The organism is Gordonia liuliyuniae, from assembly GCF_021739025.1.
Classification (GTDB): domain Bacteria; phylum Actinomycetota; class Actinomycetes; order Mycobacteriales; family Mycobacteriaceae; genus Gordonia; species Gordonia liuliyuniae.
In genome coordinates, this window is sequence record NZ_JAKKOT010000002.1 from 314540 (window position 1) to 331524 (window position 16985).

Below are 16985 nucleotides of genomic sequence, written 5' to 3' on the forward strand. Positions count from 1 at the left end.
GCTACCTGTTCCGTTCCGAAGCGAGTGCCTCGGTGCGCTCGGTGATCCAGCCACGCATCGTCGTCACTTCCTTCGCAAGGTCGTCTGCGGTCATCTGGTCGCTGACAGGGATCGACGACGCGAATTGATTCAATATCTCCGTAGCCGTCGTGTCCCCGTAGATCTCATCGAACAGCTTCCAGTAGGCGCCGTCGTAGACCGCGGTGAACTTCGTCGAGTCCAGGAAACGAGTCTTCAGCTCGTTGCCGCCGCCCATCCCGCCAGGCATCCTTCCTCCTGCCGGACCCGCCGGTCCGGCGAGCCTATCGGGGGCCGCGCCGCCGCCGGGAGCCTGACCTCCGGGAGCTCTCCCGTCTGCCGTCTTGCCGAACATTCCGCCGATCGAGATCGAATCATGCGGTCCCGCGTCCGCGTTCCCTTGCATTGCCAGGTTCAGGTCCCAGGAGATCACCGAGATCTTCTTCGAGGCCAGGTCGTACCAGAGGTAATAGTTCTGTCCCGGCCCCGACATGTCGTCCATGTTGGCGAGCAGGTTCTGCGTCGCCACGTAGTCGGCGAACGAATCGACGTCCACCCAGTCGGCCAAGTGCGCGTCGAACTCGGTGTCGTCGGCGGAGTCGACCCATTTCAGAAAACTGATGATGGGCTCGAGGTTCCCGTTACCGTCGGAGTTGATCTGCTTGAACTGGTCCGAATACGAGGACTGGTCGTCGTCGACATACTCGAATCGTGACGAGGCGTCCGCTTTGAACAGGTAGCCGTCCGAATCCGACAGCGAGTCCGCGTATCCGGCGTCGGGATGCTCCAACAGCAGCCGAGTGGTGGTCTTACTGTCGTTCACCGAGTACACGGTGTATGCGAATCGCTGGGTCGGCTGACCGGTCGCCTTCGTCAACGCGAGCGCCATCGCCTCGTTGAGGACCGGCGAGCCAGGTCGTACCGACAGTTCGGTCATGCCCTGGTAGGCCCGACCCTGCGCGTTGTGGTCGAAGCTCAGGAGCAGCGGCAACGACGTCGGATCATCGGCCGACAACTGTGCCAACCCGGCTGGGCCGCCCGGCGGCATCCCCTGTCCGTCGGGCTTCACGCTCCCGTTCGGTTCGCCTCCGCGACCGCTCTGTCCGGGCGGCTGCTCACCGTCCGGCAGTTGCATACCGGGTGGCAGTTGCATCCCGTCCGGGACCTTCATGCCGCCGGGCGGTCTCATGCCGCCGCGCAGGCTCTGCAGAGTGGAGTTGCCTTTCAGCCTCACCCCGACGTCCTTGACGAGGGTGCCGTCGACCACCACGTCCGCGGTGACCCACTTCTTCTCACCGTTCTTGACGTACGAATCCACCATCTCGGCGTATTCCGCGTCGGAGATCGTCATCGAGAAGTCATGCTCGGTGGAGTCGTCGAACAGATCGACGGTGCCCGCGATGTTCTCGGTCACGTCCGACTCGATCACCCGCTCGTCGCCCGAGATGTAGGGGCGAACCGTCAGGCCTCCCATCGTGACGATCACGACGAGCAGGAAGACTCCGAGCGCTGCGGGCCACTTCCAGTAGCGGCGCAGCTTGGTCGGGATCCGGTGACGGAGTCGGCGGGGCGGGGTGCCTTCCTCGCGCGGCCCCATCACAGATCGGTTTGGTCATAGCCGGTCAGCACGGTGACTCGTTGGCCGGAGTTGACTTCGCTGAGGGCGGAGACGAGGTCGTTGGACTTCTGCCCCTTCTTCAGTTGGGCCGTGTAGTACATCTCGTTGAGCGCACCTGCCCGCACCGATTCGGTGGACACCAGTTCGTGTTCGGCGCAGAACTTGATGAGGACGTCCTCCACGCGTGCGACGTACGCCTGCTCCGGTGGCATCTGAACCTTGACGACCTGTCGCTGAACGTCGAGCTTGTACCAGTTCATCTTGCTCATCACGACGAGCACGAGGCAGATGGCGACTGTCGCAGCGATCGCCAACACGTAGAAGCGCGTTCCGGTGGTCATCCCGATCGCCATGACCAAGAAGATGAAGCCAACGTCGCGGGTCTCCTTGATCGCGTTTCGGAAACGGACCACCGACAATGCCCCGACCAGCGCGAACGCCCGCGCGATGTTGGATCCGACGACGAGCATGATGAGAGCGATGACCATGCCGACCAGGACGAGCGTCTGCACGTACGACTGGCTGTACGAGACGTTTTTATGAGTGAAGCGGTAGACCCAGCCGATCGTCGCCGACAGCACGAACGACAGCGCGAGCGCCACGACGATGTCCAGAGTGGTGAAGGTGCCACTCAGGTCTTGGAAGTCAAAGTTCACGATTACCTCTGCGAATGATTGTTGATGGAGAGCGAGCAGCCGACGCGGTCGGCTGATGGGGTCAGATCGTCGACGCTCGTGACGCCGAAGTCCTTGCCGTCGAGAAGGCCGGCGGGAACGATGCCCGCATCGCCGTCGGGTGCGACGAACTCGGGCGATCCGAGCTTGGAACGCGGCGCCAAGTCGAACGCTTCGACGGACTGGCAGTATTTGGACACCCGAATGACCGACATGTTGAGGCGAGCGGTCAGGTCGGTCGTCCAATACGGCACGCGCTCATTGGCTTTCAACTCGACAATCGCGAGATTCGGCGGGATGATGAACCGATTCTCCCCGCCGGCCGCGAAGTCGAAGTCGCGATCGCGTCCGTGCACCTTGTGGTCAATGGTGACGCGCAGGCCCGTGTCGGCTTCACGGCCGACGAAGGCTTCGCGCAGGTACCCGGTCGTCACGATCGGCCGCAGGTCGAGGTTCTCGACGAGCATGCTCACCTCGTCGGCGAACCCTCGCTGGCCCGGGGCGAAGTCGAGCTCCTCACCGCCGTTGAGCCATCGCCGGGCGTCGCTGTACGGCAGTTCGATTCGACGTTTCTGAGTCACTCGGTTGACCCGCTGTTTGATCTCGACTTGAACGGGCGTGTCTGAGGTGCACTCGGACGGTGGGCCGTACAGGCGGACACGGACTTTGCGACGGAACTTCAATCCCTCTATTTTCTCCCAGTAGAAGCGGAGGGACTGTGTGTCGTAATAGAGCGAGGTCACCGGATAGCCTCCGGTCGGCGAGTGCGGATCGGTGTCCATGTGCTCGGCCAGCTCATCGCGAAGCGCTGGCACGTCCAACTCGTCGATGAAGTACTTGATCTCGTATCGGTTGAACGAATGAAGACGACTCGCGGTTTCGCGGAAACCGGATCCCGGATGCTCGACGAGCTTCTCCTCAGTCGCTTCTCCGGGGTCGTTGCGCACAGTTCTGGAGAACCGGAAGCGTGCCATGTGTATTGGTCCTTTAGGCATGGGTTTACGAATAGGCGAACTTTCCTAGACAACCTCGTGAACCTGCCCGTGCGCGGCCACGAAGCTGCCAGTGTCCTGTCAATCAGGCTCTGAGGCGTGATTCCGTGGGGCGCGTGCGAAGATCGGGCCATGCACCACATCGCTTCGAGTGCCATACGTCGGGTCCTGAAGTCGGCTTTGGCTGTCGCGGACAGTGCGAGCAAGGCCACCGGGACGCCGTTCGACGCCCCGGAGATGCTGGTCCCGAATCTCGACTCACGCCGTTTCGGCTGGACGCACTACGGACTGATGATTCCGGATCTGCCCGAACCGCATCGGTTCCTCAGTGTCATGTCGTTGATCGGCGCCACCGGATCGCTCGCGTTCGACAATGACCATGCGCTCCCGTGCTCCCCTCGTCGGACGGCAGCCGTCGTCGCGGGCACCGCAGCATCGCATCCGGGGCATTTCGGCACCTACGAGTTCGGGGCGGACTTCTCCGCCGCAGCGGACGGCTCCGAGGTGCGGTTCGGCGACGACCTCGCGTTGACCGGCGGCTATCCCGAGTACCGGCTCGAAGGGAGCCTCGGCGGCGTCGGGGTCGATCTGACGATCACGTGCAGCGACACGGTGACGTGGTTCTTCCGGACGCCCGTGTACAAGCATCTGAGCCTGTTCGGCGAGTATCGCGGCACGCTCACCACCGGCCCGGACTCAGTGGACGTGTCGGGCCTGTGCTCGTTCGAGTACGGTGCGTGTCCGAGCCCGTACCTGCTCACCGGCAGGCCGCTGCCATCGCGGCTCAAGGCGCCCTTGGACTACTTCGTCTACCACATCGTGAATCTCGACGACGATAACCAGGTCTTGCTAAGCCAGTACTCGATCGGTGGAGTTCCCCTGTCTGTGCACCACCGCATTTCATCGAAGTCGCAGCGGAACCTCACAAAGCTTCCCGAACGTCTCCTTCGAGGTGACCGAGACCCGCGCTGATCCCGAGCCGACTCCGTACGGCAAGCCGATGCCGGTGCCGGCCAGGACACGTTTCCGGGTGTGCGACGAAGCGGGCGACCTGTGGCTGGATCTGCGCACCGTGATGGACACACCACTGACGTACGGGCTGGGGTCCGGTTTCGTGAGCGGATTCGCGCACGAGTCGCACTGGCGAGGAGCGCCCATCAGCGGCCGCGGCTACCTCGAGTACATCGACCGGCGCAACGGCTGAGCTTCGACGGGAACTGCTGGCGTTTGCCTCAGTTGCGCCGGAGGGGGCGGCGGGGTACCTCACCACACCCAATGAGCAGGTAGATTCTAGGAAAGACCACCAGAAAGGACGGCCATGAGCGCGACGTTCGAGGAGAAGTACGCCGACCTGCTGGACCGGCTCAACCCTGTCGAGCGCCGCGCAGTCGTGCGGTCGGTCACCAACGCCATCCAAGAAGGCTGGGACCCGACCCGTAGCCAGATCGAGTTGCAGGTACGACGCGCCGCCGGCGAGATGACCGGAGATCAGTACCGCGCTCAAGTCCTCGCCGACGTCCGCCGTAACCGCCTGGCCCACAGCGCGCGGTAAGTCATCACTACAGACCCACTGACCGGCGGGTGCGCAGCGTCCTTAACGACGTCGCGCACCCGCCGTTCTTTGCAGGAAGCGACTGATCGTGTCTAGTCGCCACCCCGACTTCGAGGCGACGTTCATCCCGGGAACGAACGTCCTGGCGAACAAACTCGATCTTTGCAACGGTGAGGACCTCGCCGAAGTCGAGTATCGGTTCTCCGCCGACCGGCAGCGCGAGATCGAGAACGGCACAGTCTAGATCGCCAAGACCTACGACCAGGACCACCTCCTTGCGATCCACCGGCACCTGTTCCAGGACCTCTACGACTGGGCCGGGACAGTACGAACGTATCCGCTGTGGCGTAACCCCGTAGTCCCGTTCGATCATTCTCGAAACACGCGGCGACCGTCTACGCCTCGGTAAATTTCGCCCGTCCCAGCAGAGAAGGCAACGGCAGAGCGGCCAAAGTATTCATGACGCTTGGTCACGACGTAGACGACCTTCGGTAGTCCGGCACGCTGGGCTCGACGGCGGCCGAGAGTTCAGCGGGGGCTGCAGTCTGACGGCATGAGTCACCGACGGATGTGCTCACAAACGAGTCAACGCCCACCCGGAGTAGTAGCACCGGATAGGCGTTGACCTCATGTCTTGATTTTCTGTGGAGCCTAGGAGATTCGAACTCCTGACATCCGCCTTGCAAAGGCGGCGCTCTACCAACTGAGCTAAGGCCCCGGGTCCGACCGAAGTCGGGGGTGGTCATGGTGGGCCTAGGAGGACTTGAACCTCCGACCTCTTCGTTATCAGCGAAGCGCTCTAACCGCCTGAGCTATAGGCCCGTGAACCGAGATGGAACATTACCCGACGAGTCCTGAACTAACAAAACGGGTGGTCAAGCGTGGGTCAGTCGAGATCCGCGAGCGTGACTTCGACGCCGCCGACCATGTCTGCGCACACGTTGTAGATGTACGCGGAAATGGTGGACAGTCCGGTCACCAGGATCGCGGCGATGACGCCGAACACGGCGGAGAAGCCGAACACCATGCCCGTGCCGATCAGATCGCCGGTGCTCTGCCCCTCGCCTTCGACGAGGTTGCCGAACGAACTGTTGATCTGGTCCCACACGCCCATCCCGCCGAGCACGCCGTACAGGATGGCGATGGCGATCATCCAGATGAAGAAGCCGACGATCGCCAGAACGCCGGTCACCTTGAACACCGACCACGGGTCGACGCGCCGGATCTGGACGGCGGCGCGCAACGGAACGCCGATCGACCGCGACGGAATTGTCTGGCTCTGCGCGCGAGCCGCTGCCTTCGCCTCCTTCGACGCCTCGACGTGGTGGATCGCGTCGAGATCGGGAAGCTGATCCTTCTTGGCCAACTCGTTTCGCGGGATGTTCCGAGTATCCGACTCGACGAACGGCTTCTGCTCGGACGGAGCGGACGTCGCGGTCTGCGGTTGAGCCTGTGCGGGCTTAGGTCCCTGCTGCGGTACGGGGCCCTGCTGCGGCGCAGAGGGTGATGCCTGCTTGGGACCCTGCTGCGGCGCGTGAGGTGTCTGCTTGGGGCCCTGGCCGGCCCCTGCCGCGCCTGTAGGCCCCGCTGACGGCCCGCCTGGGGTCGAAGGCGAACCAGTGCCCCCGGCGGCAGGAGTCGGCGAACTGGGACTAGGCGAACCAGAACCCGCCGGACCAGAACTCGACGAATCAGGACCCGAGGTGCCTGTGTCCGACGAGCCCGTAACCGAGCCTCCACTCCCCTGTGCCGATGCGGCAGGCCGCGGCGTAGTGGACGGTGTGCCCGATACGACTCCGCGCGGCGCCGGGCCGGCAGCAGGTCTGCCGCCGGTGTCGACGCCGGCGGCCTTAGCCATCTCGCCGGCGGTCAAGCCGGTCGACGCGGTCTTCTCGCCGCGCTTCCACGGCGGAACGACCTGGCCGCGTTCGACGTTCTGGTCGTCAGGTGTGCTCACAAGCGGATCCTCACTGGACGGGTGATGACACCCACCCTAAACGCTGTCGGCCGTCATTCCTGGTCTGCCGCGCCCTCTTCGGGTTCATCGGCGTTGCGTGCAATCGCCAACAGGCTGTCGCCGTCGGACAGGTTCATCAAACGGACGCCCTTCGTCTGGCGTCCAGCCTTGCGAACCTGCTTGGCCAGCGTGCGGATGACGCCGCCGCTCGACGTGATCGCGTACACCTCGGAATCGAGATCGACGATGATCGCGCCGACCAGATCGCCGCGCTTGCGGTCGTACTGAATCGTCAGCACGCCCTTGCCGCCGCGGCCCTGCGCCGTGTACTCGCCGATCTCGGTGCGCTTGGCGTAGCCGCCCGACGTCGCGACCAGCAAGAAGGTGTCGTCCTGAACGACGTTGAGCGAGAGCAGCTCGTCCTCGTCGTTGAACCGCATACCCTGCACACCGGACGTCTGACGACCCATCGGGCGCAACGTCTCGTCGTCCGCGGTGAACCGGATCGACTGCCCCTTCTTCGAGACGAGCAGAAGGTCGTCGTCCCCGCTGCACAGCTGTGCGCCGACCAACTCGTCCTCGCCCCGCAGGTTGATCGCCGCGATACCGCCAGACCGGTTCGAGTCGAACGCGTCCAGACGCGACTTCTTGACCAGACCATTGCGGGTCGCGAGCACCAGATACGGCGCATGGTCGTAACCGGAGATCCGGATGACCTGTGCGATCTTCTCCTCCGGTTGGAACGCCAGCAGGTTCGCGACGTGCTGGCCGCGCGCCGTGCGGTTCGCTTCCGGCAGCTCATACGCCTTCGCCCGGTAGACGCGGCCCTTCGTCGTGAAGAACAGCAGCCAGTCGTGCGTGCTCGAGACGAAGAAGTGCGCGACGATGTCGTCCTGCTTGAGTCCGGCGCCCTGCACGCCCTTGCCGCCGCGCTTCTGGCTGCGGTAAAGGTCAGTCCTGGTCCGCTTGGCGTAGCCGGTCTCGGTGATCGTGACGACGACGTCCTCACGGGCGATCAGATCCTCGTCCGCCACATCGCCTTCGGCCGCGATGATCTTGGTCCGACGATCGTCGCCGTACTTGTCGACGACCTCCTTGAGTTCGTTGTGGACGATCTCGCGCTGCCGTTCCGGACGCGCCAAGATGTCCTTCAGATCGGCGATCTCGCGCTCGATCTCCGCCAACTCGTCGACGATCTTCTGACGTTCCAGAGCCGACAGACGACGCAACTGCATCGCCAGGATCGCGTCGGCCTGCAACTCGTCGATGTCGAGCATGTCCATCAGCCCGGTGCGCGCGGCGTCGGTGTTCGCCGATGCGCGGATCAAGGCGATGACGTCGTCGAGCGCGTCGAGCGCCTTGACCAGGCCGCGCAGGATGTGCGCGCGCTCCTCGGCCTTGCGCAGTCGGTACCTGGTCCGTCGCACGATGACGTCGATCTGGTGCGCGACGTAGAAACGGATCATCTGATCCAAGCGGAGGGTCCGGGGCACGCCGTCGACGATCGACAACATGTTGACACCGAAGTTCGTCTGCAGCTGGCTGTGCTTGTACAGGTTGTTCAGCACGACCTTCGCGACGGCGTCGCGGCGCAACGTGACGACGATGCGCAGACCCGCACGGTCGGACGACTCGTCGTCGATCTTGCTGATGCCCTTGAGCTTGCCGTCGTTGACCTGCTCGGCGATCGAGCTGATCAGGTTGTCCGGATTCACCTGGAACGGGAGCTCGGTCACCACGAGCGTCGTGGTCCCCTTGTTCTCCTCGATGTCGACGACGCTGCGCATACGGATACTGCCGCGGCCCGTCATGTAGGCGTCCTTGATGCCCTGGGTGCCGACGATCAGGCTGGCCGTCGGGAAGTCCGGCCCCTTCACCGCGTCCATGCAGGCGGCGAGCATCGTCTCGTCGTCGGCCTCCGGGTTCGCCAACGCCCAGAAGACGGCGTCAGCGACCTCGCGCAGATTGTGCGGCGGAATATTGGTGGCCATACCGACCGCGATACCGCCGGAACCGTTGATCAGCAGGTTCGGCACGCGCGACGGAAGGACCGTCGGCTCCTGCGTCTTACCGTCGTAGTTCGGGATGAAGTCGACGGTCTCCTCGGTGATGTCACGGAGCATCTCCATCGCCAGCGGCGTGAGACGGGCCTCCGTGTAACGCATGGCTGCCGCGCCGTCGTTGCCTCGAGAACCGAAGTTGCCCTGGCCGTCGATCAACGGGTAACGCATCGACCACGGCTGGGCGAGACGGACCAGCGCGTCGTAGATCGAGCTGTCGCCGTGCGGGTGGTAGTTGCCCATCGTCTCCGACACCGGGCGGGCCGACTTCACATAGCCGCGCTCCGGGCGGAAACCCGCGTCGAACGACGCGTACAGCAGACGACGGTGCACCGGCTTGAGTCCGTCACGCACTTCGGGGAGGGCACGGCCGACGATCACGCTCATCGCGTAGTCGATGTAAGAGTTCTGCATCTCCTGGCCGAGGTCGACCGGGTCGATGCGGTCGCCGCCGCCGTCGCTGTTCAGCGGTGACAGATCGGATTCGTCGCTCATCAGATCACTTTCTTGGGTCTCGACTCCGCTCGACCGGCGAGAAGTGGCCGCTCAGTCGGCGAAGCGAAGTGGATGTCAGTCAGGCAGGAGTGTCTTAGACGTCGAGGAAACGGACGTCCTTGGCGTTGCGCGCAATGAAGCTGCGGCGTGCCGCGACGTCCTCACCCATCAGGATCGAGAACAGTTCGTCCGCTGCTGCCGCATCGTCGAGGGTGACGCGCTTGAGGACTCGAACGTCCGGGTCCATCGTGGTCTCCCACAATTCGCTGGCGTTCATCTCGCCGAGACCCTTGTAGCGCTGGATGCCGTCGGCCATGTTGATCTTCTTGCCCGAGTCGAGACCCGCCTGCAGCAGCGCGTCGCGTTCCCGGTCGCTGTACGCGAAATCGGGCGCGGAACCCTTCTGCCATTTCAGCTTGTACAGCGGCGGCTGCGCGAGGAAGACGTGGCCCTGCTCGATGAGCGGACGCATGAAGCGGAACAGGAGGGTCAACAGCAGGGTCGCGATGTGCTGGCCGTCGACGTCGGCGTCAGCCATCAGCACGATCTTGTGGTACCGGAGCTTCGAGATGTCGAACTCGTCGTGGATACCGGTGCCGAACGCGGTGATGATCGACTGGACCTCCGCGTTCTTGAGGACACGGTCGATGCGCGCCTTCTCGACGTTGATGATCTTGCCTCGCAGCGGCAGGATCGCCTGGTACATCGAGTCGCGACCGGACTTGGCGGAACCACCTGCCGAGTCGCCCTCCACGATGTAGACCTCGCACTTCTCCGGGTCCTTGCTGCGGCAGTCGGCGAGCTTGCCGGGCAGTCCGCCGATATCGGTGGCGGTCTTGCGGCGGACGAGGTCCTTGGCGCGACGGGCCGCCATACGCGCCTGCTGCGAATCGGACGCCTTGCGGATGATCGTCTTCGCTTCGGCCGGGTTGGCCTCGAACCAGTGCGCGAGATGCTCGTTGCACGCCTTCTGCACAAAGCTGCGGACCTCGGTGTTGCCGAGCTTGGTCTTCGTCTGGCCCTCGAATTGAGGGTCGCTGACCTTCACCGAGATGACAGCGGCGAGGCCTTCCCGGATGTCGGTCCCCTCGAGCTTGCCGTCCTTGTCCTTGATGAGCTTCTTATCGGAGGCGTACCGGTTGACCGTGCTCGTCAACGCCGACCGGAAACCCTCCTCGTGGGTGCCCCCCTCATGCGTGTTGATGGTGTTCGCGAACGTGTGGACCGATTCGGAGTATCCCTCGTTCCACTGCATCGCGATCTCGACCTCATGGCCGGTGCCCTTCGCGGTGAAACCGATGACCGTCCGGTGGATGGGCGACTTGGCGCGGCCGTTGAGATGCTTGACGTAGTCGACGATGCCGTCCGGATAATGGTAGGTCCGGGTCTTGACCTTCGCGATCTTCTCGGCCTTGTTCTCGGTCGCCGCCGAGATCGCCTCGGCGCCGTCGACGTCTCCGTCGGCCTCGACTTCGGCTTCCGCTTCGGAATCGGTGATCCGCTCGTCCGTGAGCGTGATGGTCAGTCCCTTGTTCAGGAACGCCATCTCCTGCAGGCGACGGGCGACGGTCTCGGCGTCGAACTTCGTGGACTCGAAGATCTCGGCGTCCGGCCAGAACGTGACGCTGGTACCGGTCTTGGTGGTCTTGGCGCCTTCGACGAGCGGACCCGGCTTGGCGTACGTGTACGTCTGGTTCCAGTAGGAGCCGAGATTCTGGATCTCCAGGTCGACTCGCGTCGAGAGCGCGTTGACGACCGAGATGCCGACACCGTGCAGACCGCCGGACACAGCGTAGGAGTCAGAGTCGAACTTGCCGCCCGCGTGCAGCTGTGTCATCACGACCTCGACGGTCGGGACGCCGGTCGCGTGCAGGCCGACCGGGATGCCTCGACCGTCGTCGACAACGTTGACGCCGCCGTCGGCGCGGAGGGTGACGTCCACGCGTGACGCGTAGCCCGCCATCGCCTCGTCGACCGAGTTGTCGACGACTTCCCAGATCAGGTGGTGCAGGCCGCGTTCACCGGTGGAACCGATGTACATGCCGGGACGCTTACGGACGGCTTCCAGGCCCTCCAGAATGGAGATGGAGTCGGCACCGTATTCACCGGACTTCTTCGGCTCTTTGCTACTGCTGTCGGCCACGGAGTGTCCGCTCCTGTTCATCTAGAGGGCAGGTTGGCCTCCAGTGTACTGCCTCAAGCGAATTAGCTGACCGCTCGCCACGGCCTGTCGTCCTCACAGCGCGATTTTTTCGGATAGCTGCGACTCGGTTGGCATCCGCCCCGGATTAATCGCGCTCACGCGCGAACTGACGGCCGATACGACTGCCGGTCACGTCCACTACCCGTACGTGTCCCGCGGGCCGCGCCCGGAAACGTGTCGCGGACCCTTCCGCCACGACGGAGCCTGCGGCCCCACGATGCGCAGACTCGTCACCACGTTGTGCCCGACGGAGGCGGCGATCTTCTTGAGTATCTGACTCTGCATGTATCGCAGCTGCGTCGCCCACGCCGTCGACTCGGCGCGCACATGCAGCACGCTCTCGTTGAGCTTCTCCGGTTCGGCGTGCGCCGCGATGTCCTCGCCGACGATCGACGGCCAGAGGGCGAACAGCGTGCCCTCCGAGATCTTCGACTCCCAGCCGTGATCCTTCGCCAACCGGCCGGTCAACTTGCCCAACGGCTGAGGATCGCGTGGATCGGGTCCCGCACCCGACCATGACCTGCGCGAGCGGTCTCCGCCGCGACGCCGGGACCGGATGGGCGCAGAGCGGCCCATACCGACCGACTTCCCGGCGGCGCGGGCCTCGGCACGCGCGTCTTCGAGCGCCTTACGCGCCATCTCGTATCCGCTGCGTCCGCCGAGCGGATCCGGTGGTGTCTGGTCACTCATGCGCCTCCCCCTCCTGCTCGAGCGGAGGCACGATCTTCTCATCCCCCACGACCAGCGAGCTGCGCGGTCCGCCATCGTCGGACACGCCGATGGAGATCCGGCGTCCGCCGACGCGCGTGGGGATGTCGTCGGCGACGGCGGCGGTCACCAGAAGTTGTTCGGCGCCCTCGGTGAACTCGGCGAGCTTCTCGCGGCGTCGGACGTCGAGTTCGGCGAAGACGTCGTCGAGCATGATCACGGGGTCCACGCCGTCTGCGCGGAGCAGGTCGACGCTGGCGAGCCGCAGGGCGAGCGCGAACGACCAGGATTCGCCGTGGCTCGCGAAACCCTTCGCGGGTTCGTCGCCGAGGACCAGCTCGAGGTCGTCACGGTGCGGTCCGACGAGGCTGACGCCGCGTTCGATCTCCTTGTCGCGCAGTTCGACGAGCCGTGCCGCCAGGATGTCCCGGATCTCGTCGACCGCGTCATCGCCGCCGGGTGACGCGTCGACGTCGGCACCCGCGGCGGACCGGTAGGCGATCGTCGCGGGCCGCGAGTGCGGGGCTATCGACCCGTACGCCGCCGTGACCAGCGGCGCCAGGTGTCGGACGATCGCGATTCGCGACGCCGTGACCTGGGCCCCGAACTCGGCGAGCTGGGAATCCCACACGTCGAGGGTGCTGATGACCGAATCGGTCTCACCACGGCGCATCGCTGCGCCCGCCGTCTTGAGCAGCGCGGACCGCTGCCGGAGAACCCGGTCGTAGTCGGCTTTCGCACCAGCGGCCATCGGCCGGATCTGGGCGACGAGCTCATCGACGAAGCGTCGACGCTCGCTCGGGTCCCCGCGCACCAGCGCGAGGTCTTCGGGGGCGAACAGCACCGTCCGCAGAATGCCAAGGACTTCGCGGGTACGACGCACCGGCCGCGTGTTGATAGCCGCCTTGTTCGAGCCGGACGCCGCGATCGCCAAGTCGACGGTCAACTCGCGCCCGTCATTCTCGACGGTCGCCGACACTTTCGCGACATCGGCTCCCGACCGCACCAACGGTGCGTCACTGGACACTCGGTGCGACCGCAGCGTCGCAACGTAGAACAGCGATTCGAGGAGATTCGTCTTACCGAATCCGTTCCGCCCCACGAAGATCGTGGTCTCCGGAGCCAACGTGAACTCGGCGCTCGGCCATGAGCGGTAGTCGCGCAGCGTCAGATCTCGAACGAACACGTCTGGGGCGCGGATCAGCCCGGCAGACGCACAGGCATCAGCAGGTAGCTGAACTCGCTGTCGGGTGCGGCGTACAAGCCGGACTCGTCGGTCACCGGATCGTTGCCGGAAGCGGGCCGCAGGACGGCGGGACGGATCGCGGCACGCTGCTGGCCGCTGCCGTCCGGCTCCGGGTTCGTGAAACCGAACTCGACTGTCTCGGAACCGATCGCGGCCAGGCCGTCGAGCAGATAGGTCGGGTTGAACGCGATGATGATCGGCTCACCGTAGAACGCGACCGGCAGTTCTTCCTCCGCCTTGCCCGCTTCGTCGCCGCCCGCGGTGAGCATCACCGAGTCGCGCGTGAAGTCCAGGCGGACCTGCGCACCGCGTTCGGCGACAAGTGAGACACGCTTGATGGCTTCGATGAGCGGAGCGCTGTCGACGGAGGCGACCGATGTGTGTCCGGCAGGGAACAGTTGGCGGAACTTCGGGAACTCCGCATCGAGCAGACGCGTCGTGGTCTTCTTCGCGTTGTTCGTGATGCCGAGAATGCCGTCGGACCCGATGGCGTGCGCCGAACCGAAAGCGAGATCGACAGTGCCGGTGCCGTCCGAGCCTGCCGATTTGGCTGCTTCGGAGAGTGTCTTGGCTGGGACGAGCGCAGAGCCTGCGGTACCGGCCTCAGAGGGACTCCACTGGAGTTCACGGACCGCGAGACGGAAGCGATCGGTGGCGGCGAGGACCACTTTGTCGCCGTCGATCTCCACGCGGACGCCGGTCAACATCGGCAGGGTGTCGTCGCGACCTGCGGCGACCGCGACCTGTGACACGGCCTGGGCGAAGAGATCGGCGGGGACGGTGCCGGTCGTCTGAGGAACGTCAGGCAGATCCGGGTAGTCCTCGGCGGGCATCGTCGGCAGCGAGAAGCGCGCGCTGCCGCAGGCGATAGCGACGCGACTGCCGTCGATGGTCACATCGACGGGCTTGCTCGGAAGCGCCTTGGTGATGTCGGCGAGCAGTCGGCCGGAGACCAATGCGGTGCCGTCGTCGGACACCTCGGCCGAGATGGTCTGGGTGGCCGACACCTCGTAGTCGAATCCTGAGACTCTCAGACCGTCGTCCCCTGCGGTCAGGACGACGCAACCGAGGACCGGGACCGGCGGACGCGACGGCAGGCTCCTGGCAACCCATGCGACGGCATCGGCGAACTCGTCACGCACGACACGGAACTTCATCTGCGGTGATTGCCCTTCTGCTGGTTGACGGCCGTGCGCGGTGACGCGCTCGACTCCGGCGACACGACCGTGTCACCGGGTTCCACTCTAGAGCGAGCACCGTGGTGTATCGCAACAGCGGCGGTGATTCGACGGACCGGCGGGACGTCGTTCGGCTGTGTATGCACACAACTACTTTTAAAAGAAGTACTTCTTAGAGAAATTCTTACTAGAAGTAGGACCTGTGGAATCTGTGGATAACTCACCTTCCAGCAGGTCACATGACCGGCATCGCTGGGGACCGACATAGAACCGAGCCTGTGGATAACTCAGTGCGGTTGTGGACCGTGATAGTTATCCACAATGTGCACAACCCCTGTGCACAGCTTTGCGGCGAGTCGTCACCAAGTTGTCCACAGGGCGGCGTGAACACGGACCTGGGGTTTTGTCATTGCGACACGCCGGTGACGACACGACGAATTCGACCTTCGTGTCGCGTGAACCGTTCGTCGCCGAGACGACCGAGTGCCCGAGACATCAGCGGTTGGCCCGCTGTTTGATGCGTGCGGTCAGTTCCTGCACGTGGTCGTAGACCTTGCGCCGCTCCGGCATCTCCTTGTTGATCTTCTTCACCGCGTACATGACCGTCGTGTGGTCGCGGTCGAACGCTTCACCGATCTTCGGGAGCGACAGATCGGTGAGTTCGCGGCACAGGTACATCGAGATCTGGCGTGCCTGCGTCACCGGCCGCATCTTGCTCGGTCCGCGCAGATCCTCGATGGAGATGTCGAAGTACTCGGCGGTGATGGCCAGGATGCTCGCGGCGCTGATCTCGATCGCCCGGTCGTCCGGGATCAGTGCCTTGAGCACGACCTCGGCGAGTGTCCGGTCGAGCTCGGCGTTCTGCAGGGATGCGAACGCCGTGACCCGGATCAGCGCGCCTTCGAGCTCACGGATGTTGCGTTCGATCTTGGATGCGATGAGCTCCAGGACGTCGTCCGGGGCCGCCAGCTTGTCCATCTGCGCCTTCTTACGAAGGATCGCGATACGTGTCTCGAGGTCGGGCGGCTGCACGTCGGTGATGAGTCCCCACTCGAACCGGGTCCGCAAGCGGTCCTCGAGGGTGGCCAGCTGCTTCGGCGGACGGTCGGACGAGACGACGATCTGCTTGTTCGCGTTGTGCAGCGTGTTGAACGTGTGGAAGAACTCCTCCTGGATGCCTTCCTTGCCCTCCAAGAACTGGATGTCGTCGATCAGCAGCATGTCGATGTCGCGGTACCTGCGTTTGAACGCGACGCGGCGGTCGTCACGCAGGGAGTTGATGAAGTCGTTCGTGAACTCTTCGGTCGAGACGTACTTGACGCGCATCCCCGGGTACAGGCGTTGCGCGTAATGGCCCGCCGCGTGCAGGAGGTGAGTCTTGCCCAGGCCGGATTCGCCCCAGATGAACAGCGGGTTGTACGCGCGAGCCGGGTTCTCGGCGACGGCGACCGCCGATGCGTGCGCGAACCGGTTCGACGCGCCGATCACGAACGAGTCGAACGTGTACCGCGGGTGCAGCGACGTCGTGCTGCTCTCGGCGGGCGTCGCGACATCGCGGTCCGCGAAATACGACGTCCACTCACGCGGCCCGGGTTGCGGGCCCTGCGGCGCGTCGGAGTAGTTCAACGCGGAGAACTCGTTCGGCGCTGGATCGGCACGGTGATCGAGCGTGTCGACCGCTGCGGCCGCGGCCGCAGGCGTGCGAACCGGAGCCGGCTCGGCAGGCGTCGACGCGATCTCCTCCGGTTCGGCGACGCGGACCGCGATGTCGACGGTCTGACCGAGATGGGTGCTGAGCGCGGTCCGGATCACTTCTCGGAGATTGCGCTCGATCTGTTCTTGGACCAGCGGAGTCGGCACCGCCAGGAGCGCGAAACCCTCGATCAGCGTCAACGGTTGGACGAGCGAGAGCCACGCCTTCTGCTGTCTCGAGAGTGGTTGCCCACTCGGCGTGGCGGATTCGCCGGTGAGTTCAATGACGACCTGCTTCCAGACGTCGTTGAACGACTCGCGATCGCTCGCCATGCCGGGCCCCCTTCAACAGTAAATCCACAGACGTGCGTCCTAGAGGTTGCCACGAAATGCCACGCCAGCGCGAGTTGTCCACACAGTTATCCACATCTGTGGAGAAAGCTGTGAACAAATCTCAGGCATGTAATTCGCTGCCCTGTGATCCAGGCAGGTCGGAGCGGGTTTGATCGGGCAGCAGCGGTCCAGTAGTCTCGACAGGTCGCCCAAACACGTGTGCAGGTCATCTAGTCATGAGATGAGACCGGTACCCAGC

At 64.4% G+C, this 16985-nt stretch carries 14 protein-coding genes and 2 tRNA genes; 4 read left to right on the forward strand and 12 right to left on the reverse strand.

Translation table 11 applies throughout. The features are described 5' to 3' along the window. Position 1: 1 nt before the first annotated feature. From L5G28_RS02505 to L5G28_RS02515, 3 genes are read right to left on the reverse strand one after another with little or no spacing between them, the layout of a single operon-like run. Complete coding sequence (locus tag L5G28_RS02505; RefSeq protein ID WP_237000178.1) at positions 2-1615, reverse strand: CotH kinase family protein; 1614 nt, start codon at positions 1613-1615, stop codon at positions 2-4. Next, positions 1615-2292, reverse strand: a complete 678-nt coding sequence (locus L5G28_RS02510) for a DUF4956 domain-containing protein (protein WP_237000179.1) — start codon at positions 2290-2292, stop codon at positions 1615-1617. Before L5G28_RS02510 ends, L5G28_RS02505 begins: the two co-directional genes overlap by 1 nt. A gap of 2 nt (positions 2293-2294) precedes the next feature. Then, positions 2295-3284: a polyphosphate polymerase domain-containing protein gene (locus L5G28_RS02515; protein WP_237000180.1), complete on the reverse strand. Its 990-nt coding sequence runs from the start codon at positions 3282-3284 to the stop codon at positions 2295-2297. Positions 3285-3434: 150 nt separating this feature from the next. Between L5G28_RS02515 and L5G28_RS02520 the strand changes: the two genes are divergently transcribed. The 4 genes from L5G28_RS02520 (at position 3435) to L5G28_RS02535 (ending at position 5098) form a co-directional block, all read left to right on the forward strand. Next, positions 3435-4274: a DUF6670 family protein gene (locus L5G28_RS02520; RefSeq protein ID WP_237000181.1), complete on the forward strand. Its 840-nt coding sequence runs from the start codon at positions 3435-3437 to the stop codon at positions 4272-4274. Next, positions 4171-4506 carry a DUF6670 family protein gene (locus L5G28_RS02525; RefSeq protein WP_504864846.1) on the forward strand — a complete coding sequence of 112 codons (336 nt, stop codon included), beginning with the start codon at positions 4171-4173 and terminating at the stop codon, positions 4504-4506. The genes L5G28_RS02520 and L5G28_RS02525 overlap by 104 nt, the downstream gene beginning before the upstream one ends. Positions 4507-4620: 114 nt before the next feature. Further along, a complete protein-coding gene (locus L5G28_RS02530) occupies positions 4621-4854 on the forward strand; it encodes an antitoxin VbhA family protein (protein ID WP_237000183.1) in 234 nt (77 codons plus the stop codon). Between the two features lie 88 nt (positions 4855-4942). Beyond that, entirely contained in the window at positions 4943-5098 is a 156-nt protein-coding gene (locus tag L5G28_RS02535) for a hypothetical protein (protein WP_237000184.1), read from the forward strand. A gap of 401 nt (positions 5099-5499) precedes the next feature. Here the strand turns inward: L5G28_RS02535 and L5G28_RS02540 are convergent. The 9 genes from L5G28_RS02540 to dnaA all read right to left on the reverse strand — a co-directional run bounded on the left by L5G28_RS02540 (position 5500) and on the right by dnaA (position 16726). Beyond that, positions 5500-5572, reverse strand: a tRNA-Ala gene (locus L5G28_RS02540). A gap of 27 nt (positions 5573-5599) precedes the next feature. Continuing rightward, positions 5600-5676: transfer RNA gene (locus tag L5G28_RS02545), tRNA-Ile, on the reverse strand. A 64-nt stretch (positions 5677-5740) separates the two neighbouring features. Then, positions 5741-6811 carry a DUF3566 domain-containing protein gene (locus L5G28_RS02550; RefSeq protein WP_237000185.1) on the reverse strand — a complete coding sequence of 357 codons (1071 nt, stop codon included), beginning with the start codon at positions 6809-6811 and terminating at the stop codon, positions 5741-5743. Between the two features lie 53 nt (positions 6812-6864). Further along, positions 6865-9366, reverse strand: coding sequence for a DNA gyrase subunit A (gene gyrA, locus L5G28_RS02555; protein ID WP_237000186.1), 2502 nt, complete (start codon positions 9364-9366; stop codon positions 6865-6867). A 94-nt stretch (positions 9367-9460) separates the two neighbouring features. Continuing rightward, the gene (gene gyrB / locus L5G28_RS02560; protein ID WP_237000187.1) at positions 9461-11509 is read right to left on the reverse strand and encodes a DNA topoisomerase (ATP-hydrolyzing) subunit B; all 2049 of its coding nucleotides are present in this window, start codon (positions 11507-11509) and stop codon (positions 9461-9463) included. Positions 11510-11707: 198 nt separating this feature from the next. After that, positions 11708-12259, reverse strand: a complete 552-nt coding sequence (locus tag L5G28_RS02565) for a DUF721 family protein (protein ID WP_236998321.1) — start codon at positions 12257-12259, stop codon at positions 11708-11710. Further along, the gene (gene recF, locus L5G28_RS02570; protein ID WP_237000188.1) at positions 12252-13463 is read right to left on the reverse strand and encodes a DNA replication/repair protein RecF; all 1212 of its coding nucleotides are present in this window, start codon (positions 13461-13463) and stop codon (positions 12252-12254) included. The genes L5G28_RS02565 and recF overlap by 8 nt, the downstream gene beginning before the upstream one ends. A gap of 14 nt (positions 13464-13477) precedes the next feature. Next, positions 13478-14680 (reverse strand): DNA polymerase III subunit beta, encoded by a 1203-nt coding sequence (dnaN, locus tag L5G28_RS02575; RefSeq protein ID WP_236998319.1) that lies wholly within the window; start codon positions 14678-14680, stop codon positions 13478-13480. Positions 14681-15196: 516 nt separating this feature from the next. Next, positions 15197-16726, reverse strand: coding sequence for a chromosomal replication initiator protein DnaA (gene dnaA / locus L5G28_RS02580; protein WP_237000189.1), 1530 nt, complete (start codon positions 16724-16726; stop codon positions 15197-15199). Positions 16727-16985 lie beyond the last annotated feature (259 nt).

Excerpts from the sequence above, each read along its gene's own strand:
- L5G28_RS02505 (WP_237000178.1), bottom strand. The coding sequence starts at position 1,615 with ATGGGGCCGCGCGAGGAAGGCACCCCGCCCCGCCGACTCCGTCACCGG.
- L5G28_RS02515 (WP_237000180.1), bottom strand. The coding sequence starts at position 3,284 with ATGGCACGCTTCCGGTTCTCCAGAACTGTGCGCAACGACCCCGGAGAA.
- L5G28_RS02520 (WP_237000181.1), top strand. The coding sequence starts at position 3,435 with ATGCACCACATCGCTTCGAGTGCCATACGTCGGGTCCTGAAGTCGGCT.
- L5G28_RS02530 (WP_237000183.1), top strand. The coding sequence starts at position 4,621 with ATGAGCGCGACGTTCGAGGAGAAGTACGCCGACCTGCTGGACCGGCTC.
- gyrA (WP_237000186.1), bottom strand. The coding sequence starts at position 9,366 with ATGAGCGACGAATCCGATCTGTCACCGCTGAACAGCGACGGCGGCGGC.
- L5G28_RS02565 (WP_236998321.1), bottom strand. The coding sequence starts at position 12,259 with ATGAGTGACCAGACACCACCGGATCCGCTCGGCGGACGCAGCGGATAC.
- dnaN (WP_236998319.1), bottom strand. The coding sequence starts at position 14,680 with ATGAAGTTCCGTGTCGTGCGTGACGAGTTCGCCGATGCCGTCGCATGG.
- dnaA (WP_237000189.1), bottom strand. The coding sequence starts at position 16,726 with ATGGCGAGCGATCGCGAGTCGTTCAACGACGTCTGGAAGCAGGTCGTC.